Source organism: Bacillus sp. SRB3LM (genome assembly GCF_015712745.1).
Lineage (GTDB): Bacteria > Bacillota > Bacilli > Bacillales > Bacillaceae_G > Bacillus_A > Bacillus_A thuringiensis_K.
Genome location: NZ_VWVQ01000067.1, coordinates 18,036 through 43,983 on the forward strand (window position 1 = coordinate 18,036; position 25,948 = coordinate 43,983).

The window sequence follows — 25,948 nt, forward strand, 5'->3', positions numbered from 1 at the left end:
AATATGAGTATATCATCTGGAAGAAGCTTTAACTACTAAAAAACAAAAAATTCTAAAAAAGTGGGTAGAGTATGAAAATGCTAGATCTATGTTCTGGAATTGCAGAAATAAGTATGGCAGCGGATTGGGTTGGGATTGAAACAGTAGCCTTTTGTGAAATAGAAGAATTTAATCAAAGCGTACTTAGAAAGAACTATCCTAACATTCCTATTTTCCCGGATTTATATAAACTTACGAAACAATCATTAATAGATGGAGGTGTTGACGTTGATTCAATTGGAGTTATTTCAGCAGGATATCCCTGTCAGGGGGAAAGTCTTGTTGGGAAGCGAAGAGGTGCAGAAGACGAAAGATGGTTATGGCCAGAAGTCTTCCGACTTATTAAAGAACTCCGGCCCACTTGGTTTGTTGGAGAAAATGTTGCTGGACACGTCACGATGGGCTTGGACACCGTGCTCTCCGACTTGGAAGAAGAAAACTACTCGACAAGGACGTTTGTATTTCCGGCTGTCAGTGTCGGCGCGCCGCATCAAAGATACCGGACATTTATTGTTGGCCACTCCAACGACAAGTCAAAATTACAAACCGATCCGAGAGTTGTGCCCTTCAGAAGCAAATGGGAAACATGGGAAAACACTACCGGGATCAATCGGAGAACACTTTCCAGAACATATTGGGAAGAAAATCAACCCGCGATTTGTGGAATGGATGATGGGACTGCCACAAGATTGGACGAAGATAGATTGAGGTTTCTGGGTAATGCTGTTGTACCTCAGCAGATTTATCCAATATTTGAAGCGATAGTAAAAATTGAAGGTTTATTATGAAAAACTTGTCTAACGAGGTTACAAATTTATTAAGAAATGGAGAATTTAAATATGGATGTAAAGCTACTAGCACATACGCAATTATCTGAGGAATTTGTTAATTATTTATCTCTTGTATCCGGTGTTGGGGAGGAAGGGTTTGATCCTACTCATGGACAAGTGGTAGCCTTATCAGCAATTCGTACGTGCTACTCGCCAAATAAACCTAGTAGGATCGTAGATTTAGAGGGTGAGAAGTACTTTAAAGGAAAAGCAACTGATGGAAAAGGTGGAAAAGAAGTAGATCGGCTCATTAGACATATTGTAGGTTCGGGGCATACTTCAACACTGGAGCATCTAACATATACCTTCGCAGTAGAAGGAGTTAGCAGAGCATTACTTACACAGTTAACACGTCATCGTGTAGGATTCAGTTACTCAGTCCAATCTCAAAGGTATGTACGCATGGGAAGCGATGATAAGATAGGTGGATTTGATTTTGTAGTGCCTGAAACGGTTAAAGTAAAAGGAGAACAAGTAGTTAAAGCTTACAACGAAATGATGTACAAAATACAAAGTGATTATGATTTGCTTAGAACATTAGGAATTCCTGCTGAGGATGCTCGCAGTGTACTGCCAAACGCAGCAACAACTAATTTAGTCTTAACAGTTAACTTGAGGGGACTTTTAGATTTTTATAATAAGCGTCGAAAAGGGAAAGGTGCTCAAGCTGAAATCGCAGAGTTGGCAGAGCAATTAAGGCAAGAAGTTGTAAAAGTTGAAAAGTGGGCAGGCGAGTTTTTCGGAAGTGGAAAGTAACAGAAGCCTAGCAAGATTACAAATAAAAGAGCAGCTAGCAAAAGTTAACTGCTCATCTCCAGGGGAATTGGAGACTGGTGTATCTATAGTATTGACGGAATATTTATTTTAAATCCAATTTACTTAAAGTAAACATTCCAACAGATAAAATGGCTGCACCTACTGCAGAACCTAGCCAGTCTCTCCAGCCTAATGTATTTAAATGTGTATCTGTTAAATCCATAATTAAGAAGATAGCAAACATTAACATACCGAATGCTAAGCATCCCCAAAATGTTTGTAAAGATTTAATTACCTTTTTCCGGAATTTGTTCATATAAATCATCCTTATTAATGCTTTGTATTTTTATAAATAAATTATTGCATGTACGAAAATTGAAAGTACAGAATATACAAAATTACATATTTTGATAAGGCGGCTATAGTTACATTGAAAAGTCGATTGTATAAACAAACTGGTTATAGAGTAACTGTGGATGTTGTGTATGAGATAGCGAAAAGGTTATAAAAAAAGACACTAACAGGAGTGTCCAAATTAATTAGATATATATCTTTCAGCACGGGTTGGTGCTTTTTCTCGATTTACTTGCGCACTTAATTTAATCAATAGGTCACGATCTATAAGTAATACATCATTTGCGTGTGCTAATTTACGTGCAGGTTCTGTGAAATAGTTATTAGTTACAACCCAAGCATGAGCAGCGTCGTAATATCTTTTAGCTCCAACGACTTCTTGTACTGATTGAATACCGACTTTATTTTTATAGCGTTTTGCTTGTACAACGATTTTTGTACCATTATTTTTTAAAACCAAGTCAGCTCCAAAATCACCAGAACCTTTGGTAACTTCTGTTTGGTATCCGAGTGATTGGTATAAAGAACTTAAGTATTCTTCGAATTGTCGGCCATTCATTTGATCAATTTGATTAATACTAGATTGGCGAAGTTGTTCCATATAAATCTTTTGAGCTTTAAGTTGTTTTTTATGCTGAAATATCAGAAAGATAATAAATAATGCAGGAATAAGCATTATGGGGGAAGTTAAAATGTGGATTAGTATCCCAATAAAAAATACAAACAAATTAGTACATCTCCTTATGGTTACATCAATATAGTCATTAATAACATTATACAAAACTTACTTGTTTAGAATAGATAAAAATTGTAACAAAATAATTTTTTTAAAGAAATGGAGATTTATAAATGGGGAAAAGTCAAAGAGATAAAGGAATGAGACGTGAAAGAGAATTTGCTAGTTTAATAGGAGGTGCTCGTGTACCGCTTTCTGGTGCGATGGACGGGTATTCAAATGATGTGAAGGGTTTAGGTCTTGAATGGGAAGTAAAAGCGAGGAAAGAAGGATTCAAGACGTTATATAACTGGTTAGAGGATGAACGTGAACAGCCAGATGCATTAGCGATTAAGGCTGATAGAAAACCGTGGTTAGTAGTTATGCCGCTGGATACATTTTTGAAAATGGTGAAGGAGTGAGAGTATGTTGGATATTGCCCTACCTGTTCTTAATAAAGAGCAGACGAAAAAGAATGTGCTTCAGGCTTTGAAAAAGTATCATCTATTTTTATCAAGTATAGATGAAAGGAATATAGAGCGTGTACAAGATGGTAAGGTGATCGGCATGAGTAAAACAGTTCTAGAACGGATTAACTATATTCTAGAAATAAGAAAAGGTGTAGGGAAGCTGGATGCGTGGGATAAGCAACTTATTGAGTTAGCTTATCTAGGGAAAGAGAAGCCTAGTTGGGTAAAGATGTGTAGGATATTGAATATGTCACAGCCAGATTATTATAGGAAGAGAAATAAGGCTTTGTGTGAATTGGCTTATAGGTTGGGAATTGAGGTAGAAACATGAGAACCGCTTAATATAGCGGTTTTTTATTTTTTGTTGTATATTTTTATATGTGTATATATTGTTAAAATTTTATGTGCCCATTTAATTAAATAGAAAGGCGAGAGGAATGGAGTTTTATTATGAGTAAGAAGGTTATTCAGGAAATCTTGGAGGAAGTTTTAGATGAAGTACGTGATGAAGTTAAGTTTGAAGTTAGAACAGCTGTTAAAAATATAGCAAAAGAGTTAGTAATAGCTGAGGTTAAAAGTCTTAATAAGGATATTAAAGTGAATGAAGTCGAAAAAGAGCCGAACGAGCCAACAAGGAAAATGAGTATAAGAGGTTTTTTTGTGAATAATTTATTTCCAGTTTTATTAGCTATATTTTTATATGTAGTTATAGTTTTTGCTTATTTATTGGGTACTAAAGAAATATTTTATTTTATAATGTTAAATATTAATATGACAATAGGTAATAAAGCTCTATTGGCGATGTTCTTTTGGGTATTATTTAGTTATTGGGGATTTGTGGTTGCTATCAATTTGTATAGGCTAAAACAAAATCCAAATACGACTTTTCTTTATGGGATTTTTGAGATTGGCTTAGGATTCTTAGCATTATCAATAGGGGGATTAAGCTTTATAATTGGTCCTATTGATTTTTTTGGTATAAATGAAAAATCCTTATTTGGTTTTTATGCTAGTTTATATGTAATGGTGAGAGGATTAGAAACTACGAAAAAACATTATGATCATTTTAAAAGAACATCTAAAAGGGTTGAAAGAATCTTTAATAAAAGAAGGTTTTTGGAGCGTGTATTTGATAAGGTTTTAAAATATAAATAAAAGATTTAAAGAGACTGCTGTTTTAGGGATAGCAGTCTCTTTTATTGGGAGAGAATTTATATGGGACAAGTTTTGAAAGAATACTTTTCACCAAGTAAGCAATATAAAGTTGAAATAATAAAACGAAAAGATGGTTTATATACAACAGAAGTTTATAGGTGGATGGAGGATTGTGGATATGAGTTTTGGAGTGCTATGTCTAGGGGAGTAACTTTAATAGATAATGAGAAACATGCACACGGGATAGCTATTGAGCAATTGAGGGCGTATTCGGGTGAGTAGGCTTCTACAATTAAATCACATGGATGCCGCATGTAATAGAGTCACTTATGCAAATAAAGTCAAATAGAATTTTAGTTAAAATTATTGAATGCTAACACTGAAGAATTTGTATGGGATGCGATGTTTTTTATTTTGTGATAGTATTTTTTGTAGAAAAAAATGTATATATATGTTTTATATTTCTAGTTAAGGAAGGTAAAGTGACATGGGAGAAAAAAATTGGACAGATAAAGATTGGAAATGGCTAGTTGGGATTTTGATTGGAATTATTATTGTTATACTTTCGTTGTGGTTTGCTAAAACAAAAGGGATGGAAACGAATTTTTCTATCATGTCAAGTGCAGTATCGATTGCTTTGGGTTCAGTAGCAATTTTTATTGCGCTAAAACAAGATAGTGACTCACAGAGACTGAATCAACAAATGCAAAACACATTGAAGACAATGGAGTATAAGATAGATAATGTTGATCAAAATGTTAAAAAGTTAGATGTTGAGAAGCTAGAATCAGTAATTAGAGAGAGTGTGGGGGATTTTGTAAAAGACATTGGGGCGGGTACACCTGAAAAACAATTAGATCCCACAAATGAGCAATTGCAACAATTGTTAGAAGAAGCAGTACCATATTTAACACAAGATATCAGCTCTAAAATAAATAATGAATCTAAGATTTTTTTAGAAGATCTGCCATTACAGAGAGGCTTCAGGAACAAAGTCACAAGTGAATTGGTATATGAATTGTTAGCTGATGAACCTAAAGGATTGAGTTTTACAGAAATACATCAAAAAATTAGGAATAACACCAAAAAAATTATCCATAAAGTTTTGTTGGAACAAGCTTTGAGGGTGTTAAAAGATACAGGGAAGATTGAAATCGAAAAGATTGGTAATGAAACCATTTATAAAATTAAGAATATATAAGGATTGTATTTTAGTACACTTACAGCAGTTATTTTTATAAAAAGGAGAACTACTCATGCAAAATGAATTAGAAAAATTATTTTTAGAAACTAAACATATAGATAAAATGATCAAAACTGCAAAAGTTGTGGTTGATACAAATGTTTTGCTATCAGCTTATCAAACTAAACCAGTTACATTTAAAGCTATCTTAAAAATGTTAGAAGAATTAGCTGAGGCAAAACGTTTAAAAATCCCCTCACATGTTATATGGGAATTTAATGAAAATAGACCTGAACGTATAAAAGATATAGCTTGTAACCTACAAGATTTCATAGGTAGCTTAGAAAAGATTTCTAATATTACAACTCCAAAAAAATTAAATGAAATCTTGCCTGCTATAGATGTATTGGAAACTAGTCATATAGGAGAAGTTGTCCAATCTCAAGAAATTTTAAGGGAGAAACTCAAAGAAATTAGAAAAGTAGGAACGGATTTTAAAGCTGAATTACAAAATCTTGTTTCAAAAATGAGTAACTACCTAGATGATGATCCAATCCTTTTTAAATATAAGGAAATATTGGAAAAGGCATATTATGAAGGAGAAGAAATTAATGAATCTCGGTTAGAAGAGTTGGGTAAGCAAAGATTTAAAGAAAACATACCACCAGGGTTTAGAGATAAAGCAAAAGGGCTAAATAAATACGGGGATTTAATCATTTGGTTACAAATCTGTCAAATTAAGGATGATGTGATTTTTATTACATTTGATAATAAAGATGATTGGGTTTATACAGATAATAAGAAAAATGTCTTAGGGGCTAAGAGGGAATTAGTTCAAGAATTTTATAAAGAGACTAACGGAAAAACTTTAAAGATATTACATCCAAGTAATTTTATAGATTTATATACAGAAGGAAAAGTTTCAACAGATGTAACGGATGAGTTGAGGGAATACAAAAGTTTCGTAACAATGCCTGCTGGTTCTGGTAAAACAGCAGCTCTCTGGGGTAGAGCTTTTTCTAGTATTCGAAAACAAGAAATAGATAAATTGAAGGAAGATTGTTTTTATTATGAACATGAGATTCATGGCTATTTGGAGTTAATACGTAAAAGTTCTGCAGAAGAGCACACGTACTCCGAATTAAATATGCAGTTTGAATTATTGAGAAAAGAAGACCTTATGACATTACCTGAATTAGAGAAGTATTTAAAAGAATTAATAGGATTTTATGAGGATATTAGGTACATATATCTAAAATATTTTAACCAAGATGAAGAGAAGTAATATGTAATTTGTTACATAAGATTCATTAATTAAATGATTTTTTTGATAAAAAATTGATAAAAAATGTTAGTAGTGTACCTGTATCATTGGAAATGTAATAAGAACTGCCACGGAAATGGTACTGTATGTTGTTTCTTGATTTATCTAAATTTCTCGGGCTAGGGCAATTAATTATAGTTTACTCACGAATAAACGTAAGTAAGGGTCCGACCAACGGGGGAGAGGGTTACACCTCTCTTTGAGCCGAGGATGTTCCTTCCGAATGTCCAATTGCTAATCATACTTTCCTCGGTTCAAAGAGGCGTGGGGCACCTCAACACTTTATTTCTCTCTTGAACTTTACCAAACTAATTAGAAGCATCAGCTACACTTACCGATTTGTGTCTATGAGGAACGGTTTTCCGTTTCTCTGACTGTATAAGTGGAATTCACTTGTGTAGTGAGAGAAGCGTAGAAATTAAATATGAAAGTAATAAAAGAACACTGTTATGTAGAGAAGCACAGTCTATATACGGTGTTCTTTTTTGTTTATAAGGAGGGATAGGTTATGCAGGATTTGATTAAACAATATAATACGGTTTTAAAGCAATTGAGAGAAGCGCAGAAGGATGCTAAAGAGGAAGATGTAAAGATTCTCACTGATATGATTAGTGACATTTCTTACTCCTTAGAATGGATGAAAAAGGCGAGAAGACCGGGAACTCGTAGAGGGGTTGAAAGGTTAGCTGCATATCAGAGAGAAAGAGCATGCGATCCATTGCTGATGCAAAGATATTTTGACCTGGTCAAGAAAAACTGGAACATGAAATAGATTATGCAATTGATTTTGAATACTGATACGGAGTCATTCCATTTAATGATGAGTGCGGACGAATGGAATGGTAATACATATAAATAAATTCAGCTACTAACTGAGTTACTTGAGCGAGAGAAATCAGTTTTTCTCCATGCAAACATTCACGTTTAAAGATGCTAAAAAATGATTCGATCACAGCGTTATCCCAACAGTTCCCCTTGCGGGACATACTTTGTTGAATCTTTTGTTGCTTACAAAAATCAGTAACTGTATAACTGGCAAACTGGGATCCTTGATCACTATGAAATAAAATCTTTTTGTGACTTCCATAAACATTTTTAACTTGCTGAATTGTGTCCTTTACTAATTGCGCATCTTGGTGAGTATCCAAAGAGTAACCAAGCACCCGCCGGGTGCTAATGTCTAATGCAGCACAAAAATACACTTTCAATCCATTTACTAAACGAAATTCTGTAATATCACATACAACTGTTGGAACGTCTTTCTTACCAGGTTTAAAGGAGCGCTCTAGTACATTTGGGAATGTATAATGGTCTTGCTTTCTTTTTTTATAATACGTGACAACTTTTGACTTTAATCCAGCTCGACATAAAGCTTGTCTTACTTGAGATAAGCTCACCATAACATCTCTATTTATAAGATAACGGTACAGTTTTCGATATCCCATTCTACCTTTTAAACGTTTAAATTGCATGACAATATAAGCCGCTGTCTTTTTACGTTTTTTCTGACCTTCAGTGGCTTTACGATGAAAATAGTCGTAAAAACCACTCGCAGACACTTGTAATCGATAGCAAAGCCAGCGCACTCCAAATATGTGGTGATATTGTTTGATAAACTGAAAACGTGTTAGTTTTGGTTTTTGGCAAAGAAGGTTGCCGCCTTTTTTAAAAATTCATTTTCCTTTTTTAATGCCTGGATTTCTCTTCGTAAAGAACGTAGTTCTGCCATATCAGTTCCCTTACTATCTAAAAGTGGAGAAGAATATTTTTTTATCCATGAATTAAGAGTCCCATGTCCTAGATCAAATTCTCTTTGAATACTGGAAATTGTACGCCCTTCTTTGATTACCAATTCAACACATTGTTTTTTAAACGTTTCATCATACTGTTTTTTCATCTGAAACACCTCTTATATAGAATAATTTATCTCTATACTGTGTTCCAGTTTTACTGTACCACCTCAAAATATGTCTACATAGGAAGTCATAAAAAGAACAGGATTCCTTTCTCATTTATTAGTCAAGAGTTATGTAGAATATGAAAAATCAACATTCGCCTGGAAAATAATTCGAAAAGGAGAGCTTTCTTATGCAATAATATCGAAAATATATTTATTTTCAAATTAATACTTTTTATATAGGGATCTGCTGATAAAAGAATCGTATAACATGAAGCATACGAAAATCTCCCTGACTTGTTATACAAATCAGGGAGCAGTATCAGTTAAGTATAGCATTTGCAGAGGTATTTATGTTTTTTATCTGAATATTCATTCTTTTTATAAGCATTGGCTCTTCAGGTACAGATATCCCAGAAGAACCATCTTTTTTTAAAAAAATGTATCATACACTTTACTTGTCTAAAATATGGCGTATTTCTGACATATCCATATTTGTAAACTTCGCAATATCTTCAATATTCATGCTATTCTTATGCATACCACGAATAAGTTGTTGTCTTTCGGCTACTTTCCCTTTTTCCATACCTTCTTCTATACCAACCTCACGAGCATGTGCTAATTTCGCTTGTTCATCAAATAACACTTTTTCCCGTGCTTCATATGCGAGACGGAAAGAGCTACTCTGACTCATATTTTCCCATTTGTGGATTGCCTTCTGTAACATTGGATCTTGTTTCATGGCTATATCCTCCAACGTGTGGGTTAAATGTTCATCTTCATGCGCTGGTAGTAAAAGTAACCAACGAGCGAATTCATTTTCCCACGGATTAATTTTTTCTTCTCTCCATTGCTGTAGCAATTTCGGAATTTCAATGAAATGGATTTCCAAATCTTCGAGTAACACTTCCTTGTGTTGTTGACTCCAAAATTGTCCGACTGTATGCATATCATCATATTGAGGAAAGAGATCAAAATCTAATAGATTAATCGCAATCGTTTTTCGTAAAGAACGATAAGGCATTCCTTGCTCTAATTGAGATGTATACAGTTTACTCCAATAATACAGGGAACGTTTTACAATCTCTTGTGTATTTCGTAACTGGATTTCCACATTTACCTTGGTCTCATCTTGAAGTGTAGCTAATATATCTAGTATGGATAATTTATCTTCTTCGTATTCTTTATGTAAATGTGGGTCTTCAATTTTTAAGGATACAATCGGTGTAGATAAGGATTCATGCAAAATTGCATTTAAAAAAGAAATCAGTAATTCCTCTTGACCTTGTACACCAAATAATTGCTTGAAAGCAAAATCGACTCGTAAATTGACTAAAGGTTGATTCATAGCGTGAGTCACCTTTCTTTGTGTGTATTCTATCTCTATTGTAGCGGATACGGAAGAGAGGACGCAACCCTTGATGAATATTTGGTGGTGATAATTGGTTATTATACCGAATGATACGTGAAATTATTTGCATTACTACTTAAACATACATATAGCCCTGCATAATCAGCTTGTTTTTTCTTAATTGCGTTTAACGTTTTTTACATAGAAATGTATTCTCTTGATTGTCTTCTTTCGTTAAAAATAAATCTGAGCAGTCGTTTTTTATTCTTCACAAAAAATAGACGTTTTATCTGTTTTTCAGAACATAATGCATACATAGTGACCTATCTGGATTAGAGATGAATCACCAAATGAGACGAACAATAGTTCACCGCTCGATATTTCAACTCTTCATACGTGTATAACTTTTGTTTATCAAATAATTTCGGATGTTTCTTTCTATAATGTCCAAACAATTCTTCTCCATTTTTCCGTATACGATACCGACGCGCTTGTCTAATTGTACCTGGTATTTCTGGTTCTGGTGCAAATAAATGATAAATGAAACAAAAAGCTAGGATTCCTACCGGAATCTTTTTTATGCTGTTAATCCAAACAGTTGATTAATAAAGATATTCTGTTTTTGGACAGACCTCGCCCCTTGATAAGTTTGTCCTTTTTTGATCATATACATAGCTTCTATTCCGTCTATCATTTTTCTAGCTGTTTGGTATGATTTTAATCCAAGCATATTTCGGATGCGTTTTTTGATAAACCGATGGTCCTGTTCAATGATGTTATTTAAATATTTTTTCACACGAAGTGGAATATCGTGTGGTAGGTACTTGTCTTCTTTTAATTTCCATATCGCAACTGGGTAAGCTTTATCGCCATCGGCCGTAATTGTACGAGGTTTTTTCGCATGACAAGCTGCCAAAGCTTTCTTTAGAAAACGTTTGGCAGCTTTTGCATTTCGTCTCTGACTTAAGTAAAAATCAATTGTGTTTCCTTCGGAATCCACCGCACGATATAAATACATTTTCTTTCCTTTGATTTTTAGATATGTTTCATCCACTCTCCAGGAATCATTTGTTGGCTTCAAATGTTTTCGAATACGCTCATTTAACTCTGGCCCATACTGATGAACCCAACGCATAATCGTTGTATGAGAAAGGGATAAACCCCTTTCCTCCATCATTTCCACCAAATCGCGAAAGCTAAGATTGTACCGCAGGTACCAACGTATCGTTAACAAAATAATATCCGGTTGATAATGTTTCCACTTAAACATATTTTCTTTTTCCATACTAATCACGCACCTTTTTTAAAGTCGTAGTACCAGTATGACCAAGTTGGGAAGATCGTTTTCAAATATTTTAAAAATTTTGCACCAGAACCTTCTTTTTCCCTAATCCACTAATGTGGACTCGAACATCTTTATTGCTTTCATATTGATGTATTTCATCAAATACAACCGCGCCATCACGCAAACCATCCTTTGTATCTCCATTAGACGTTCTAAACTTCAATATACTTCCTGTAGCTTTAGAAACAGTTTGAGTTAATGTGGTTTTAAATGCTCGTTGCAATATGTCATTTCGTCTGACGCATTTATGAACTTCATCTGGACTAGTTTTCGCCTGCTCTTCGCTGTTTGCAACAACAGAAATGTTATATTCGGTAATACCATGCATTTCACTAATTAAAAAATGAATGATGACTGATATTAATCCGTTTTTACCACCACCACGCCCAAGCATCCACAAGAATTTCCGATAAAATACACGTCCGTTTTTCTTATAAAACCAAAAAACGAATGCTATTAAGAATTTCTGAAATGCTTGTAACGGAAAGTACCATTTCTCTCCAAAGCGGATACACTTCTCAATCATTTCATCATCAAAATACAAATCATCTCTGTTCAAAACATATTTTTCTAGATAGTCAATTAACAGTTCTCTTTCTTTATTGAATTTTATTTTTCCACTTCTATAAAGTTCAATGTATTCATCTACATACTTTTGCCCAATCATATTAAATCACTTGGACTGTATCCCGTATTAGAAGCACCAACTTTAGGGACAAACTTTATATCTCTTCCTAAAGCAATTAAAGAACTGTTAATTTTGTTTCTCTCACTTATAAGAGGGTGGGCTTTAACAAACACTTGGGAAGCATTTTTTACTGTTACAGACTCGCCTTCTTTATTAATGGTTTTATTTATTTTTCTAAATGCTTTGACCAGATCAATATATCTTTCTACTTTTTCAACTTCGACTAAATCTGTAATATCAATACTATTCATGAGCTGTTCTTTTAACCTCACAATACTAACAGCCATCTACCCACCCCCCTAACGTGCGTAATTTCGAAAAAAAACTGACAGTTAACCCCCTCCTCCGGTGCCCCTTAGACGAAAAAAAGCCCAACCTTCGAACTGGGGGGCCTTATCCCTGAATCATTTTCACCACTTTTCATCGTTTTCCCATTTGTTCGGTTTCTTTTTGAATGTTCTACCGTGTTCTTTATTATGGCAATCCACACAGACTGTTTCTAAGTTATCTATTTCTAATGCAAGTTCTGGATGATGTCCTAGTTCTTTTATATGATGGACAACGAGTTGAATCTTCTTACGCTTGGCACGCTCACTGTACTCATTGGTATCAGTTTGTACACGACCATTTCGTTTACATTCCTGACACTCATAATTGTCTCGCTTTTTTACTTCTTCTCGCAATTGTTTCCATGCCCTACTGTCATAGAACTTACGTTTTTGTTGTTTTGTTTTATATTCTCTCATTCTCTCTTTACCACTCTACTTTCGAACTACTCCTCTAAACAACCATCTATCAACCCTTCTTTTTAACCTCATAAAAAAGGAAGGATTGAATTGTTTTTGATTCTTTTCATCATTCTTTACTAATTCTTCTATTGTCGAATCCATAAGATGAGTCATTGAATAGAACATAGGTTGTTGCCCATACATTTTATAATATTTAAACTGAAGTTCATCCATTTCTACTACCGTTCGATTTTTAAAATATCTATGATAAATTATATCGTCCAAAGGACTTAGACCGAGCGCATCAATTTTCTTTTGTACCTCTGTTTCAATATGTTCCATCTTCTCCACTCCTTGTATCTGTTCTCATTTCAATACCATTTGGGCATTTGTTAATTTATATTCATTTTTATTGGTATACAAAACCAAAACTAACAAATAATAAGAGTGGATGAAAAACTTTCACTACGGCTTTGTACATTGAATGACCCCAATTAGCTATTCTACATCTTTGAAATGTATGAATATGTATGTGCTTCATCCTTTCAGTCACTCCATGAAGGATAAGGAACGTACTATGTAATTCACATTAAAACTAAACCATATTTTCTTTTGTTACAATTATACAGTCGTTCTTTATTCCTTTTCCATTCTTTACATATTTAGGTTTCCTAACAGGAAATAGACTTCCATCCATACTGGGGTATCTTCTCTCATTTTGTCCTTGTCAAGGACATTTTTATCAATCCCATTGTATATTCCTCATGTTATAATAATAATCTCTTAATCATATTTGATATCACATACAAGTTATATCAAACCTTTCTGTTTCTCTATTTGCACAGTTACTTATCATCCACAATTGATACGGTAACTGTGCTTTTTTTATTATTCCTTCAGAAGTTCATCCATAGTTTTATCTAACAAGCTAACCATCGCTTCTCTTCTTTGCTTTGGTGTGGTGTTATCTTCCAATTCATTAAAAATGGGAATTACACTCTCTAGTTGTCGTTTATCAATACGCTCATTTACAAGCTCTTGCCCTAACAGTGAAATGAATGTACCAATCGCAACCGCCTGTTCCTGTTTAGTTAGTTTCATTTGTTCTCACTCCTTATCCAAAATAAAGCACTCGAATGGATGCTTTAACTCGTATACTCAATTGGTATAAAAACCCAAATCACTTCCTATACTAAGAATACGAATAAAGAACATATGTAAAGATACTCTCTTTTTCATATCTCATTCTTACAACACCCTATGGCATCAAATACATATGTTCCCCTTCAGCTTTTCCATTTAGGTGGATGACGAGCGTGCTTGTATCTCAATTCATAAAGTTCCTCTTTATCATCATACAGTCGCTCTTCATCCAACTTTATTTTACCTTTATTACATGCCATTTCTTAGATGACCTTATTAACAAATCCATGCTAGTATAAAATTACAATCAAACATAATCCTTCCCCCTACGAAGGTATTTATGTTTTTCACTATCTATTCACACACTGAACAGCCAGATTATGTATCACAACATAATTTGGCTGTTCTTTTATTTTCCATACTCCATCCAAAATGAGCATGGATCTATTTAATTTAAAGAAAAAGAGAGCTACCAAAGAATGGCCGCTCTTACATAATCTATATCGAAAGGAAGGTTTCTAGAAAAAGCACCACCAATAGGTGTTGTCCTACACTTCAATATATGCTTCTCTCTTTAAAAAGTTCTACATTTTTGGTAAATAAAACCATAAAATGAGCTTGTATCAATGTCACATGAGAGGATACTTGATGTTTTTGGTTTTAAACACCATTTCAACTTTGTCCTTTGGTTCCATTCCCAACTCATTTACATATATTATCTTGAACCCTTACTTTTCGAACTATTATTTGTTCATGACTCACACACATAACAGTAATAGTGACTGTAAATTCAAAAAACGGGCACGCTGGCACACGTACTCGTTTTTTACATAATAAAAGAAAAGCTAAATTAAAAAAGGAACAGAATATAGTATACGAACACGCTCTATTGCATTTCTTAGTACCCATGTAAATGTAAAAAAGAGGCGATTTCATTCGCCTTTTTTTATTGATTCATTTTTATTGGTATTAAACACCAATTCAAAGTCCATAATACAAATAGAGGAAGAACCTACCATCAAATTGGTGCATTGCATGTGCTTATACCCACTCGTGTATCACACCAAATGATATTCGTTCTTCTTCCTACCATTTTTATTCAGAAGGTTGAAGAATGCACAGAATACCTTTCATCTAAAATAACCCACCACACTTATATATTCTTGCATTCTTCATTCCTTCATCCATCTATAACCATTAAACCTTCCCCCTCATACTTCTCTATTCATAAAGTCAGCTGTATGACCCAGAATATTATATTTTTTATTCTTTTTCTTTTCTTCCTTCTTTTTTCTCTTGAATAGCCTGAAAATCTGCGTTCCATTGCTTTAATCTATCATTTTTCGCTCGCATAGGATGTAACCTTTCCTATAAATGTATTCCCTATAATGACTCTAACTAAAAAAAGAGAAAAAAAGAACTGCATCTATTACCTATATCAAGAAACAAATTCAGAGGTACCAAAAGAGCAATCGTGCACCAGTTACCCTTTCGTCAAAACCTTATGTTATTACTATAATCGATATTTTCAAGAGTTTCGATTCACTTTAGGAGTGAACCTAAATGATACCTTCTCGCTCTACGAACTTAATCAAACGAACTATTTCAGCATGTTTCTTTTTAATATGGCTAGAGCTATAACTGATTTCTTCAGCTATTTGCTCCAACGTCATACCGTCCACATATTTCATTTTAAGTATTTTATTATCCAATCCCCTAAACTTACTAATTAATTTTTTCAGTTTGTACATATCATTCATCTTATATGCTAATTCATATTCAATTGCTTCAATACGTTCTTCTACTTTTGCACCTTCTGACCTGGTCAAGAAAAACTGGAACATGAAATAGATTATGCAATTGATTTTGAATACTGATACGGAGTCATTCCATTTAATGATGAGTGCGGACGAATGGAATGGTAATACATATAAATAAATTCAGCTACTAACTGAGTTACTTGAGCGAGAGAAATCAGTTTTTCTCCATGCAAACATTCACGTTTAAAGATGCTAAAAAATGATTCGATCACAGCGTTATCCCAACAGTTCCCCTTGCGGGACATACTTTGTTGAATCTTTTGTTGCTTACAAAAATCAGTAACTGTATAACTGGCAAACTGGGATCCTTGATCACTATGAAATAAAATCTTTTTGTGACTTCCATAAACATTTTTAACTTGCTGAATTGTGTCCTTTACTAATTGCGCATCTTGGTGAGTATCCAAAGAGTAACCAAGCACCCGCCGGGTGCTAATGTCTAATGCAGCACAAAAATACACTTTCAATCCATTTACTAAACGAAATTCTGTAATATCACATACAACTGTTGGAACGTCTTTCTTACCAGGTTTAAAGGAGCGCTCTAGTACATTTGGGAATGTATAATGGTCTTGCTTTCTTTTTTTATAATACGTGACAACTTTTGACTTTAATCCAGCTCGACATAAAGCTTGTCTTACTTGAGATAAGCTCACCATAACATCTCTATTTATAAGATAACGGTACAGTTTTCGATACCCCATTCTACCTTTTAAACGTTTAAATTGCATGACAATATAAGCCGCTGTCTTTTTACGTTGTTTCTGACCTTCAGTGGCTTTACGATGAAAATAGTCGTAAAAACCACTCGCAGACACTTGTAATCGATAGCAAAGCCAGCGCACTCCAAATATGTGGTGATATTGTTTGATAAACTGAAAACGTGTTAGTTTTGGTTTTTGGCAAAGAAGGTTGCCGCCTTTTTTAAAAATTCATTTTCCTTTTTTAATGCCTGGATTTCTCTTCGTAAAGAACGTAGTTCTGCCATATCAGTTCCCTTACTATCTAAAAGTGGAGAAGAATATTTTTTTATCCATGAATTAAGAGTCCCATGTCCTAGATCAAATTCTCTTTGAATACTGGAAATTGTACGCCCTTCTTTGATTACCAATTCAACACATTGTTTTTTAAATGTTTCATCATACTGTTTTTTCATCTGAAACACCTCTTATATAGAATAATTTATCTCTATACTGTGTTCCAGTTTTACTGTACCACCTCAAAATGAATAAAAGTAACGAACAGAAAAAGGGCGCTCATAAGAGCGTTTTTTCTGTTTGTAGAATTCTAAACATATTTTATTTTTCAATATACATAGAAAGTATAATTGTACATGTATATGGGTGTCCTGTTTTATTTATTCCTTTCACATCAATTATAAGATTGTATATATCCGATTGCTCTATATGCTGTAACGTAGCAGATAAAATATTTGTATCTACTTGTCGAAATCCATCAGATTATGAACTCAGTGTAGCTGTCCAATGAACAACGCGAATCATAATAGAGACCACCTCCGCTTCAACAGTTTTTTATCAAAAGATGGGATTTTTAATTTTGCTTTATTAGCGGGTATTTTCAAATGGAAAGGTGCTTATTGTTGATACCGTACCATCATTAAATAGGCATCTTTACCTTCCGTGTTCATACGTATCTGCCAGTCTCCCACTTTCATACTTTTTAGTTGAAACATATGAATGAAAACCCCTTTAAAAAGATATTATGACCCTTTGTTACTAATGTATCTTGTTTATTATAAACCTTCCCTGATGAGGAAATAAGTTGTATCTCTACCTGTTTACTCGTTATTAAAATTAATACGGTTCCTGTTTTTAACGTATCTACAGAAAACATTGTGCCATTTTCTTAATGGGGAATCAGTTCTACACCTAAAATCGTTTGGTTTTCTGTCGTTCCTAACTCTGTATAGGGCTCACTCATAGAAGGAAAGGAAGATGTTGACTGCACTTCCTTTCCGAATGGAATCATGGTCTAATGTAACATCAGAAAAAAGGTGGATAGCGTACGGCATAAGTAAAAAGCAAAAGCTTGATAGCCATTATTAATGTTTTTGAGGTTTTACCTAATATTGAAATCATTCAAGCCAATGGACACGATTCACAGTTTACACATAGTGATTATAATCCTATGAGTACTGTGTTTACGGGGATTCAAATCCATTGGAATTACATTAAAGGCTCAAACGAATCAATTGGAAAAAATGAGGTTTGTAGCAGTTGTTGATTCAGGTGTTCAGAGCACACATCCTAATTTAAAGATAAGATAAACCTCGGTTATGATTATGTACGAAATAATATGGTTGATGTTTAAATAATGTAATTCCTTTTACGTCGAAAAAGAGAAGTCTGGAATGTAAATTTCCCCTTTTTTGGCTCACATATACACATACTTTTACTTTTTGAACAATTTTGTCAGACTACGGAAAACATTGTAGTTTTTTATATAAAGAAAATAACAGGAATAAACAGAGTATTTCACGTATATCTTAAAATGGTGATAACAACCCAAAAAATTCCATTTACACAAAAAAATATGTTTATAATACCAATAAAACATATAAAGTTCTGAGTTTCTTCACCGTCTCGAAAAGAGAGTATGCTATATCAAATCCATTTTTATAGGGGGGTATTTTATGAATTCATTACAAGAACAATCCATTATTCCTTATAATGTACTGGTAAGCCCGCCAAGGGGCACTGCAGGGAGTCAATTTGGTGATTTTGAGGACCTTATTACTTCCCTAAAAGAAGCATGGGTGGAATTTCAAAAAACAGGTAGTGACAAATTATTAACAACGGTTCTACAGAACGGATTCTCAGCAGCGAGTGGGGGAAGCTTCAATTATCTAGCAGTTTTACAAGCTGGTATAGGAATATTAGGAACAGTTTTAGGCGCTGAAATTCCTGGCGTTGCTGTTGCAGCACCAATTCTCAGCATGGTGATTGGTTGGTTGTGGCCACACAGTAGTAAAGATGATACTCAACAATTGATTAATTTGATTGATGCAGAAATTCAAAAACAGTTGAATCAAGCCTTATCTAATCAGGATAAAAATAATTGGCAGGGGTATTTGAATGCTATTTTTACATTAGCGAGCGAGGCAGCGGACACCGTAGTCGATGCGCAGTTTACTGGCGTACAAGGAGATCAAAACAGACAACCAAGACAACCAAGCCCTTCAGATTATGTAAATGTTTATAATGAACTTGTTGCGGCTAATTCCGCTTTTATTATCGCCCTAAGTCAAATGGTCACTGGAAATTTTGACACGCTTGCGATACCTTTCTTTGTTATAGGAGCAACTGTACAATTATCAACGTATCAATCTTTTATCCAGTTTGCAAATAAATGGATTAATGTAGTGTACCCAGATCAAACACAAGGTGATGGGCTTACACAAAAACAAAATCTAGTTAGAATAAAAGGAATCATGCGGACAGCTATTCATGACAACACACAAAAAGTGTTTGATGCTTTTAAATCGGGGATGCCTTCATTAGGATCTGATAAAGCTTCGATCAATGCCTACAATGTATATATTCGAGGAATGTTGTTAAACGGCTTAGATATGGTTGCAACATGGCCTTCCATGTATCCTGATGATTATACTTCTCAAACAGAATTAGAACAAACACGTGTTATTTTTTCAGATATGGTTGGACAGGATCAAATCAATAATGGGACTACGACTATTCATAATATTTTTGATAGCAATGGTTATCAACATCAACCCATCAACCTGAATGATATCTCGTATTTTCCAGGAGAATTACAGTACATTCGAACGAAAACATACAACCCTAATAATGCTTGTTACCCCTATGGACTTTATTTAGATTATACAAATAATAAGACGTACCGCTACGGGGATAATGATCCGGGAAATAACACCAGCTGGGATCATCGTGCGATTGCCCCTGTCCAGACAATTAATGCGATTACTCAAAATACTCGTTATGTAGATGCGGAAAGCTTATCGACAGAAAATGCTGACTTAGCAGGTTGTGCTACACCTGGTTATTGTAATGCTGCGACGTGTACACCGGGAAGCTATTGTGTAAATGGAAGTTCTGGATATGCAGCGAGTTGTAATACTCCGTTACCGAATCAAAAAATAAATGCACTATACCCTTTTACACAAACAAATGTGTCGGGAGCATCTGGGAAATTAGGAGTAATGGCGAGTTTCGTTCCCTATGGTCTAAGTCCAAACAATGTTTTTGGTACAATCGATCCTGATACACTAAATATCGTTGGAAAAGGGTTTCCGGCAGAAAAGGGATTTCTTACGAATGGGAACCGTCCTGTAGTGGTAAGAGAATGGGTGAATGGTGCGAATGCTGTAAACCTTACTCCGGGAAATACTTTGTTGATAACAGCAACAAACTTAACAGCGGGAAAATATAAAGTTCGTGTACGTTATGCAAACGCTGGTACAACTACTGCATCTTTAACGCAAAGTGTAGTAGCAAATGGTGGCCAGATTCAAGGTGGTGGATGGGGATTTAAAAGTACTACAAATGCCAATATACAAGCAAACTTCCCAAATCAAGTATATGTATCGGGACAACAAGGAAATTATGTAGTCCAAGACATCTCATGGCCTGCAGGTGGCGGATCTGGTGATCCTCTTACTTTACCTTCAGGAAATGTGGTAGTAGCACTTACCTTACAGCCACAGGAAACAAACACACAAGTATTTATCGATCGCATTGAGTTGATTCCATTTTTGGATCCGGATGCATTTACTCTTAGTCCTTTACAAACTAAAACTATTTGGAGCGGAGAGTTACAGTATAAATCATATGTAGCCGGTAGTTCTTCTACGGATCAGATACCTCCTGAAATACAGCCACTACAAGTGTGGTATGTAAGACAAGGGCAATGGATAGCAAATCGAGTATTGAACCAGGGATACGCAGACCCATCAGGATTTGATGCAATCATATTATATAATAATCCTCATGATTATAGTTTAACAATAACAGGTAGTGCAAAAGCCTATTTAGGTACGGACCAGCCACCTACTAACTAATGTTTCAGACTTTGAATTTCGACATTCCTAGCAAATGATATTTGGGTGATTTTCAATTTTTTACACACTCTCGAAAGCAGCGTGCTAATATTATATCTATTTAATAGATTCAAAATAAGTATAGAGGAGTGATGATATGGTGGTAAATATGAATCAAGTTGCTTCGTCGATCGTAACTACATCTAACGATGTGGCCCAAGTTCGTACAATGACACAAAGTCTTTTTTCGACCGATAATCCGAATCAACTAGCTCCCGGTGTGACCGATTACTGGATTGATTATGTGCATCAACAAGTTCAATCTCTACCAAATAGTTATGCAATAGAAAAACGGGAATTAAATACACAAGTGAATCAGGCAAAACGTCTGAGTAAATCACAAAATGTATTGCGCAGTGGGAGTTTTACAGGTGAAGGGTGGCAACTTGGACGCAAGGTGTTCATCTCATCAGGAGACTCACAATACGCGGGGCAGCAACTGGTGTTACCTCCTTCTTCCCTTGTATATCCATCTTATGCCTATCAGACTGTACCGGAATCAGTATTAAAACCGTATACACGTTATTATCTATCCGTTTTTGTCTTACAAGCGGATTCTCTACAAATTATGGCTTCCCGCTATGGAAATGAAGTCAATCAAGTCGTGAATGTAGCCTATTCTACGTCTCTGCCAACTTCTGTAGAAGGTGTTAACAGTAGTCCAAACTTCTTTCAATATCCAATTGATGTAGGTGCATTACATCCAGAAGCGAATATAGGCATTACAGTTGGTTTTACCGTACCGTCGAATGGATTCGCAAAAATAAGTCAAGTTTCCTTGACAGAGGGACGCCCACTAACTGCGGCAGAAATAAGAAAAGCACAAAACCAAGAGGAACAATGGCTACAACCCTATTTGGCGCAACAGGCACAAATCACTGCGGGTTTACAGCAGGCTACAAATCAATTAAATGCCATGTACGATTCATCCAATTGGAGCGGAACGATCGGACCAAACGTAAGTTATACCGATATAGAGAACTTAACAGCACTTCAAAACAGTGCTCCTCAAGAAGGATCTATGCCAGGTATACCAATGCAAGATCGATATGCACAACAAAAAGCAGCAATCTATCAAGCCGCTCTTCGCGCTTGGAATCAACTACAAGCACGGAATATTGTTCAAAATGGTTTGTTTCTTCAACAAGCACAAAACTGGAATATAGCCGGTACAGTGAGTTTCCCACAAGACAGTAATCGGAAACCTGTCTTGACATTATCGAATTGGGATAGCACAGTTACTCAAATCATTACCTTACCAAGTGAGGGCGGCAACACAGAGTATCGTGTTCGCGTTCGTGCCAAAGGACAAGGAACGATTTCCATTGTGCCACCAGGAAATCAAAGACATATGTTATTCTTCACCCAACCTACTTTTATGACCCAAGAATTCTATTTCTATCCAGATGCGAATACGAGCCAAGTGGATTTGATTATTCAATCAGAGGGTGCAGAGTTTACGGTAGATTGGGTAGAAGTACAAGAAATGATATATGAAGAAATCACACCACATAGTGTTTCAGGTGGAGATACAGTAATAAATACCATTGGGGTTGCTACTCCACTCGCACAACCAGGAGCATCTATAATGGCAACGGACTCTTCTCTAGGAGCACAGACAAACGTATCTGCGAATAACGCGAATTGTCAGTGCGGGCAACCTTCAAATAATATGAAGTCGCCTTGCCAATGTAAATAATCTGTTGTATTTTGGCTGTTTTACTCCAGAGAGAAAGGGCCTGATAAAAGAGCACTCCTATGTGCCATAGGAGCAAATTAGCCCATAAAAACGGAGTTGGAGGTATATGGTATTACCCCCTATAGGTAGACAGTAAAAAAAGAGTCCATCTGATATGATGGACTCAATACTGTTTTATCTGGAGGGGATTTTTTTATGGCAAGAAAAGGACAATCATTTCAAAAATATACAGAAGAACTAAAGCGAGAAGCAGTTCGTCTTCGATTAGAAGAGAGAAAATCATTGCGAGAAATTCGTGAACAACTCGGTGTGAAGAGCGATGCCCAGATTATTGAGTGGGTAAAACGTGCGCAACAGGGGGAGTCCTTTGATGATCAACGTGGTGTCTGGAATCGAAAGAATTTTAATAGTCTAGAAGAAGAAAATGCTTATTTGAAGGCACAGGTTGAGTATTTAAAAAAGCGCAATCCAAATCTACATGGGAAGGAATGGTCCTAAAGAAAGAACGATTTTCTCTTATCGATTCATTACGCCAAGCCTATCCACTCCGATGGTTGCTTCAAATCGCGGAAGTTTCTAAGGCTGGCTACTATAAATGGCGGAAATATCATAACGTGCAGCGTTTACGTCAGAAAAGGGATAGGTGGCATAAAGAACATATTTTATCTATTCATCGTCAGCACCCTTACTATGGGTATAAACGTATGACTCGTGCTTTGGCTCGAGAAGGAATGGTAATGAATCATAAACGTGTTCGTCGTCTTATGAGAGAGCTGGGTATTCAATCTATCATTCGAAAAAAACGTCCGTTTTATGGAAGAAAAACATCTGTGGTATTTAAAAATCATTTGAATCGAGAGTTTCAAGCTGAAAAGCAAAACCAAAAATTCGTAACAGATATTACTTATGTACGAATCGGAGAACAATTTGCCTATTTGTCAGCTGTGTTAGATCTATACAACAATGAAATTGTTGCCTGGAAGCTATCTTCAAGAAATGATTTAGATTTGGTTTTAACTACATTACGTCAATTAGAAGGGAAGTCATTAACTACTAAGCCCCTTTTCCATTCAGATCAAGGGTTTCAATATACATCTAAATCCTACGCAAAACAGTTAGAGAAATTAGGATTTGTCGGTAGTCATTCTAGACGTGGAAACTGTTTTGATAATGCGTGTATCGAATCATTCTTCTCACATTTAAAAACAGAGAAGTTGTATTTAGTGCGCCCAAAAACATATGAAATGGCCTACCGAGCAATTCAAGAATATATTCAGTTTTATAATACAGAAAGATTCCAAGAAAAACTTCACGGCCTTTCCCCGATAGAATATCGGGAAAAGGCCGTGGCATAATACTCTTTTTATTACTGTCTACTTGACAGGGAGATGACCATTTTTAGGACTCTTTTTTAGGCTGACAGCATTAATTACCAAATAAACTTGCTGTATCAAGGTCTTCATACTCATCATTCAAAACATTTGTTTCAGATTTAGAAACATCTGCTTTTTTCACGTCTTCACTATCGGACTTCTCCTCAGAAGCCTCAATTATTTCCCTAGGAGATTTAATTTTTTGGTTATCATTTTTGATAATGAAATTTGAATTGTTTAATAGGACCCGTTTAACCTCATTTAAAAAATCTTTATCTTGAAGTAAGACTTCTCTTTGCATTTGTTGCTGAATTTTATAATCACCAACATCTTTTAAGCCATGTTTATCAATGAAGTAACAGACAAGTTTATATAATGAATCTGCTATATTCCCTTGAGATTCAAACCATTTAAAGAATTCCTCATTCTCAATTTTTTTGAGATTCCAAAAGAAAGATTCCCTTTTTTTGTCAGTCATACTATCTCACCTTTTTTCGAGTAAGAATTTTCTTGATTATTTGCATTCCTCTAGCATTCATATCTACAGCATATTTTTCTGGAATCCATAACAAGTACATACCAACTTGCTCACAATACTCTAATAGTTGATCATATAACTCATCTTTAAAAGTAATACTTCCCCCACCGTATACACATAAAATTTCAGCTTCACTAGCTGTATTGTTTACATATTTTTCACTGGTATCTTCTAAGATAAGTTCAGCCTGTTCCACTTTTGTAATATTAAAGAACCCAGTTGCTTCTTCATGGTATTTATGATCTTGATCTTGAAGGATTTGTGAGAATTGTTGACGTTTAATGTTTGTTCCACGATCTTGGTTTAATAGCTTAACAGCTTCTTCTGTAGCATGCCCAACTCCACGTCTTTCTCCACTACAAGCATCAATAATTGGATTTACGCCAACTGTGTATATATACTCAGTCGTTCCATCTCCAATGTCACTATGTAAGATTTTTTTGTTCTTAAAGAATGTCTTTTCTACTGTTGCTATCTCAAGTTTGTCTTTATATAGTTTAATAAAGTCATTAAACATATCTTTTTCACCTTCAAGGATTGCGTATAAAGGAGGAATACCTTCTTGGGTAATGTTTGCACTGTTGAATGTTAAGCTGACTGTTACTTGTTCTTCCCCCACATAAACAATTACAACATGATTTGAATTAGTAAAACGTTGCTCTAGGTGCTTAGCATTTACTGGTGTCCATTGGCTTGCTGGAATAGCGGAAATAAGATCAACAGTCACATTAATTGATTGTGGTAGTTGTTCTGTTTTTTCCCACTCAAGTTGGACTGATTTATTTGCAATTAGTCCTAGCATATTAATTAATGGCAAATCATCATTATATTTTTGGCCCACTTTAATGTTCATGTTTTTTGGGTTCTTCCCTGTTAGCATCGCTCGATTCCCAATAAAGTACATCCCAGATCTTCTGATTGATTTACTAGCAATATTTACAAACATATTGTCTACTAAATTAATTACATTTTTTTGAGTATTTGTTTCTGTTACATTGGGCATCGAGTAAACGCTTTGATATACGTTTTTCATTTTTATGTATTCACCATTGATATAACCTTTAAAAGAATCGTTCCCAATATCACCTTCAATGTCTATATGAAGATTCTCCCCTTTTAAATCTGTCATTATACATCACCTCTATAATTTTTATTTCTTATTTATATTTGTTAACTATATTATAACTTAAAAGCGCAGTGGAAACAAGGGTTTTAGAGAATTGTGCATTAATTAAATGTAAAATAGATATATTATAGATATAATTTGAATATTAATTAGATTCATCCTTTTTGTTTAGGTTGGTAGTTCGGATTTTTATTGCAAATAAATATTCAATAAAAATTTAATAGATATTAAACAGATATTTATTAGAATTTATTTTAGTATGTTTGCTGGATTAATTATTTTTTAGTTAACTGTATGTTTGGTACGTCATTTGGGTTCT

General features: G+C 34.8%; 26 protein-coding genes and 4 pseudogenes. 12 read left to right on the forward strand and 18 right to left on the reverse strand.

The features are described from left to right. The first annotated feature begins 71 nt into the window (after positions 1 to 71). Together F3I02_RS19905 and thyX are read left to right on the forward strand one after the other, a co-directional pair. The gene (locus F3I02_RS19905; protein WP_196477671.1) at positions 72 to 827 is read left to right on the forward strand and encodes a DNA cytosine methyltransferase; all 756 of its coding nucleotides are present in this window, start codon (positions 72 to 74) and stop codon (positions 825 to 827) included. 51 nt (positions 828 to 878) lie between these two features. Next, positions 879 to 1,625 carry an FAD-dependent thymidylate synthase gene (gene thyX, locus F3I02_RS19910; RefSeq protein WP_196477670.1) on the forward strand — a complete coding sequence of 249 codons (747 nt, stop codon included), beginning with the start codon at positions 879 to 881 and terminating at the stop codon, positions 1,623 to 1,625. Between the two features lie 103 nt (positions 1,626 to 1,728). On the opposite strand, the gene F3I02_RS19915 is transcribed toward thyX, so the two are convergent. After that, a complete protein-coding gene (locus F3I02_RS19915) occupies positions 1,729 to 1,941 on the reverse strand; it encodes a hypothetical protein (RefSeq protein ID WP_196477669.1) in 213 nt (70 codons plus the stop codon). A gap of 219 nt (positions 1,942 to 2,160) precedes the next feature. Continuing rightward, positions 2,161 to 2,580 (reverse strand): restriction endonuclease, encoded by a 420-nt coding sequence (locus F3I02_RS19920; RefSeq protein ID WP_196477668.1) that lies wholly within the window; start codon positions 2,578 to 2,580, stop codon positions 2,161 to 2,163. 248 nt (positions 2,581 to 2,828) lie between these two features. Between F3I02_RS19920 and F3I02_RS19925 the strand changes: the two genes are divergently transcribed. The 7 genes and pseudogenes from F3I02_RS19925 to F3I02_RS19955 all read left to right on the forward strand — a co-directional run. Then, the gene (locus F3I02_RS19925) at positions 2,829 to 3,116 is read left to right on the forward strand and encodes a hypothetical protein (protein WP_000520472.1); all 288 of its coding nucleotides are present in this window, start codon (positions 2,829 to 2,831) and stop codon (positions 3,114 to 3,116) included. A 4-nt stretch (positions 3,117 to 3,120) separates the two neighbouring features. Next, complete coding sequence (locus F3I02_RS19930; RefSeq protein WP_196477667.1) at positions 3,121 to 3,495, forward strand: DUF1492 domain-containing protein; 375 nt, start codon at positions 3,121 to 3,123, stop codon at positions 3,493 to 3,495. Positions 3,496 to 3,614: 119 nt separating this feature from the next. Beyond that, positions 3,615 to 4,319: a hypothetical protein gene (locus F3I02_RS19935; protein WP_196477666.1), complete on the forward strand. Its 705-nt coding sequence runs from the start codon at positions 3,615 to 3,617 to the stop codon at positions 4,317 to 4,319. Positions 4,320 to 4,379: 60 nt separating this feature from the next. Then, positions 4,380 to 4,601 carry a hypothetical protein gene (locus F3I02_RS19940; RefSeq protein ID WP_196477665.1) on the forward strand — a complete coding sequence of 74 codons (222 nt, stop codon included), beginning with the start codon at positions 4,380 to 4,382 and terminating at the stop codon, positions 4,599 to 4,601. A 205-nt stretch (positions 4,602 to 4,806) separates the two neighbouring features. Next, positions 4,807 to 5,520, forward strand: coding sequence for a hypothetical protein (locus F3I02_RS19945; RefSeq protein ID WP_196477664.1), 714 nt, complete (start codon positions 4,807 to 4,809; stop codon positions 5,518 to 5,520). A 55-nt stretch (positions 5,521 to 5,575) separates the two neighbouring features. Next, positions 5,576 to 6,787 carry a PIN-like domain-containing protein gene (locus tag F3I02_RS19950; RefSeq protein WP_196477663.1) on the forward strand — a complete coding sequence of 404 codons (1,212 nt, stop codon included), beginning with the start codon at positions 5,576 to 5,578 and terminating at the stop codon, positions 6,785 to 6,787. Positions 6,788 to 7,334: 547 nt separating this feature from the next. Continuing rightward, positions 7,335 to 7,583: pseudogene (locus F3I02_RS19955) on the forward strand (sigma-70 family RNA polymerase sigma factor); the annotation flags it as partial. 16 nt (positions 7,584 to 7,599) lie between these two features. Here F3I02_RS19955 and F3I02_RS19960 read toward each other — a convergent pair. The 14 genes and pseudogenes from F3I02_RS19960 to F3I02_RS34460 form a co-directional block, all read right to left on the reverse strand. Further along, positions 7,600 to 8,499, reverse strand: a complete 900-nt coding sequence (locus F3I02_RS19960) for an IS3 family transposase (protein ID WP_196477931.1) — start codon at positions 8,497 to 8,499, stop codon at positions 7,600 to 7,602. Further along, the gene (locus tag F3I02_RS19965) at positions 8,454 to 8,723 is read right to left on the reverse strand and encodes a transposase (protein WP_230876755.1); all 270 of its coding nucleotides are present in this window, start codon (positions 8,721 to 8,723) and stop codon (positions 8,454 to 8,456) included. The genes F3I02_RS19960 and F3I02_RS19965 overlap by 46 nt, the downstream gene beginning before the upstream one ends. Before the next feature lie 454 nt (positions 8,724 to 9,177). Then, entirely contained in the window at positions 9,178 to 10,071 is an 894-nt protein-coding gene (locus F3I02_RS19970) for an Rpn family recombination-promoting nuclease/putative transposase (RefSeq protein ID WP_196478320.1), read from the reverse strand. Between the two features lie 335 nt (positions 10,072 to 10,406). Continuing rightward, a pseudogene (locus tag F3I02_RS34060) lies at positions 10,407 to 10,604 on the reverse strand (hypothetical protein); the annotation flags it as partial. A gap of 47 nt (positions 10,605 to 10,651) precedes the next feature. Further along, positions 10,652 to 11,359 carry an IS6 family transposase gene (locus tag F3I02_RS19975; protein WP_196478272.1) on the reverse strand — a complete coding sequence of 236 codons (708 nt, stop codon included), beginning with the start codon at positions 11,357 to 11,359 and terminating at the stop codon, positions 10,652 to 10,654. 91 nt (positions 11,360 to 11,450) lie between these two features. Further along, a pseudogene (locus F3I02_RS19980) lies at positions 11,451 to 12,086 on the reverse strand (terminase large subunit domain-containing protein); the annotation flags it as partial. Beyond that, entirely contained in the window at positions 12,083 to 12,394 is a 312-nt protein-coding gene (locus F3I02_RS19985; RefSeq protein WP_196478271.1) for a P27 family phage terminase small subunit, read from the reverse strand. The pseudogene F3I02_RS19980 and the gene F3I02_RS19985, both read right to left, overlap by 4 nt. 123 nt (positions 12,395 to 12,517) lie before the next feature. After that, complete coding sequence (locus tag F3I02_RS19990; RefSeq protein ID WP_078187444.1) at positions 12,518 to 12,853, reverse strand: HNH endonuclease; 336 nt, start codon at positions 12,851 to 12,853, stop codon at positions 12,518 to 12,520. Between the two features lie 15 nt (positions 12,854 to 12,868). Next, positions 12,869 to 13,177 carry a hypothetical protein gene (locus tag F3I02_RS19995; RefSeq protein ID WP_061656728.1) on the reverse strand — a complete coding sequence of 103 codons (309 nt, stop codon included), beginning with the start codon at positions 13,175 to 13,177 and terminating at the stop codon, positions 12,869 to 12,871. A gap of 546 nt (positions 13,178 to 13,723) precedes the next feature. Beyond that, positions 13,724 to 13,936 (reverse strand): hypothetical protein, encoded by a 213-nt coding sequence (locus F3I02_RS20000; RefSeq protein ID WP_078187446.1) that lies wholly within the window; start codon positions 13,934 to 13,936, stop codon positions 13,724 to 13,726. 1,601 nt (positions 13,937 to 15,537) lie between these two features. Then, positions 15,538 to 15,798: pseudogene (locus tag F3I02_RS20005) on the reverse strand (hypothetical protein); the annotation flags it as partial. 32 nt (positions 15,799 to 15,830) lie between these two features. Then, positions 15,831 to 16,730 carry an IS3 family transposase gene (locus F3I02_RS20010; RefSeq protein WP_196477923.1) on the reverse strand — a complete coding sequence of 300 codons (900 nt, stop codon included), beginning with the start codon at positions 16,728 to 16,730 and terminating at the stop codon, positions 15,831 to 15,833. Further along, entirely contained in the window at positions 16,685 to 16,954 is a 270-nt protein-coding gene (locus F3I02_RS20015) for a transposase (RefSeq protein WP_230876755.1), read from the reverse strand. Before F3I02_RS20015 ends, F3I02_RS20010 begins: the two co-directional genes overlap by 46 nt. A 710-nt stretch (positions 16,955 to 17,664) precedes the next feature. After that, the gene (locus F3I02_RS34460; protein WP_269061754.1) at positions 17,665 to 17,787 is read right to left on the reverse strand and encodes a hypothetical protein; all 123 of its coding nucleotides are present in this window, start codon (positions 17,785 to 17,787) and stop codon (positions 17,665 to 17,667) included. A 664-nt stretch (positions 17,788 to 18,451) separates the two neighbouring features. Between F3I02_RS34460 and F3I02_RS20020 the strand changes: the two genes are divergently transcribed. The 3 genes from F3I02_RS20020 (at position 18,452) to F3I02_RS20030 (ending at position 23,947) form a co-directional block, all read left to right on the forward strand. After that, positions 18,452 to 20,854: an insecticidal delta-endotoxin Cry8Ea1 family protein gene (locus F3I02_RS20020; RefSeq protein ID WP_196478321.1), complete on the forward strand. Its 2,403-nt coding sequence runs from the start codon at positions 18,452 to 18,454 to the stop codon at positions 20,852 to 20,854. 136 nt (positions 20,855 to 20,990) lie between these two features. Further along, positions 20,991 to 22,592 (forward strand): hypothetical protein, encoded by a 1,602-nt coding sequence (locus F3I02_RS20025; RefSeq protein ID WP_196477518.1) that lies wholly within the window; start codon positions 20,991 to 20,993, stop codon positions 22,590 to 22,592. Between the two features lie 195 nt (positions 22,593 to 22,787). Then, a protein-coding gene (locus F3I02_RS20030; RefSeq protein ID WP_196477519.1) for an IS3-like element ISBth8 family transposase occupies positions 22,788 to 23,947 on the forward strand; the annotation gives its coding sequence in 2 pieces (ribosomal slippage) (positions 22,788 to 23,046 and positions 23,046 to 23,947; 1,161 coding nt in all). 70 nt (positions 23,948 to 24,017) lie between these two features. Here F3I02_RS20030 and F3I02_RS20035 read toward each other — a convergent pair. Next, entirely contained in the window at positions 24,018 to 24,443 is a 426-nt protein-coding gene (locus F3I02_RS20035; protein WP_196478260.1) for a hypothetical protein, read from the reverse strand. A gap of 1 nt (position 24,444) precedes the next feature. Further along, positions 24,445 to 25,632 carry a ParM/StbA family protein gene (locus F3I02_RS20040; protein WP_196478259.1) on the reverse strand — a complete coding sequence of 396 codons (1,188 nt, stop codon included), beginning with the start codon at positions 25,630 to 25,632 and terminating at the stop codon, positions 24,445 to 24,447. Positions 25,633 to 25,948: the final 316 nt, after the last annotated feature.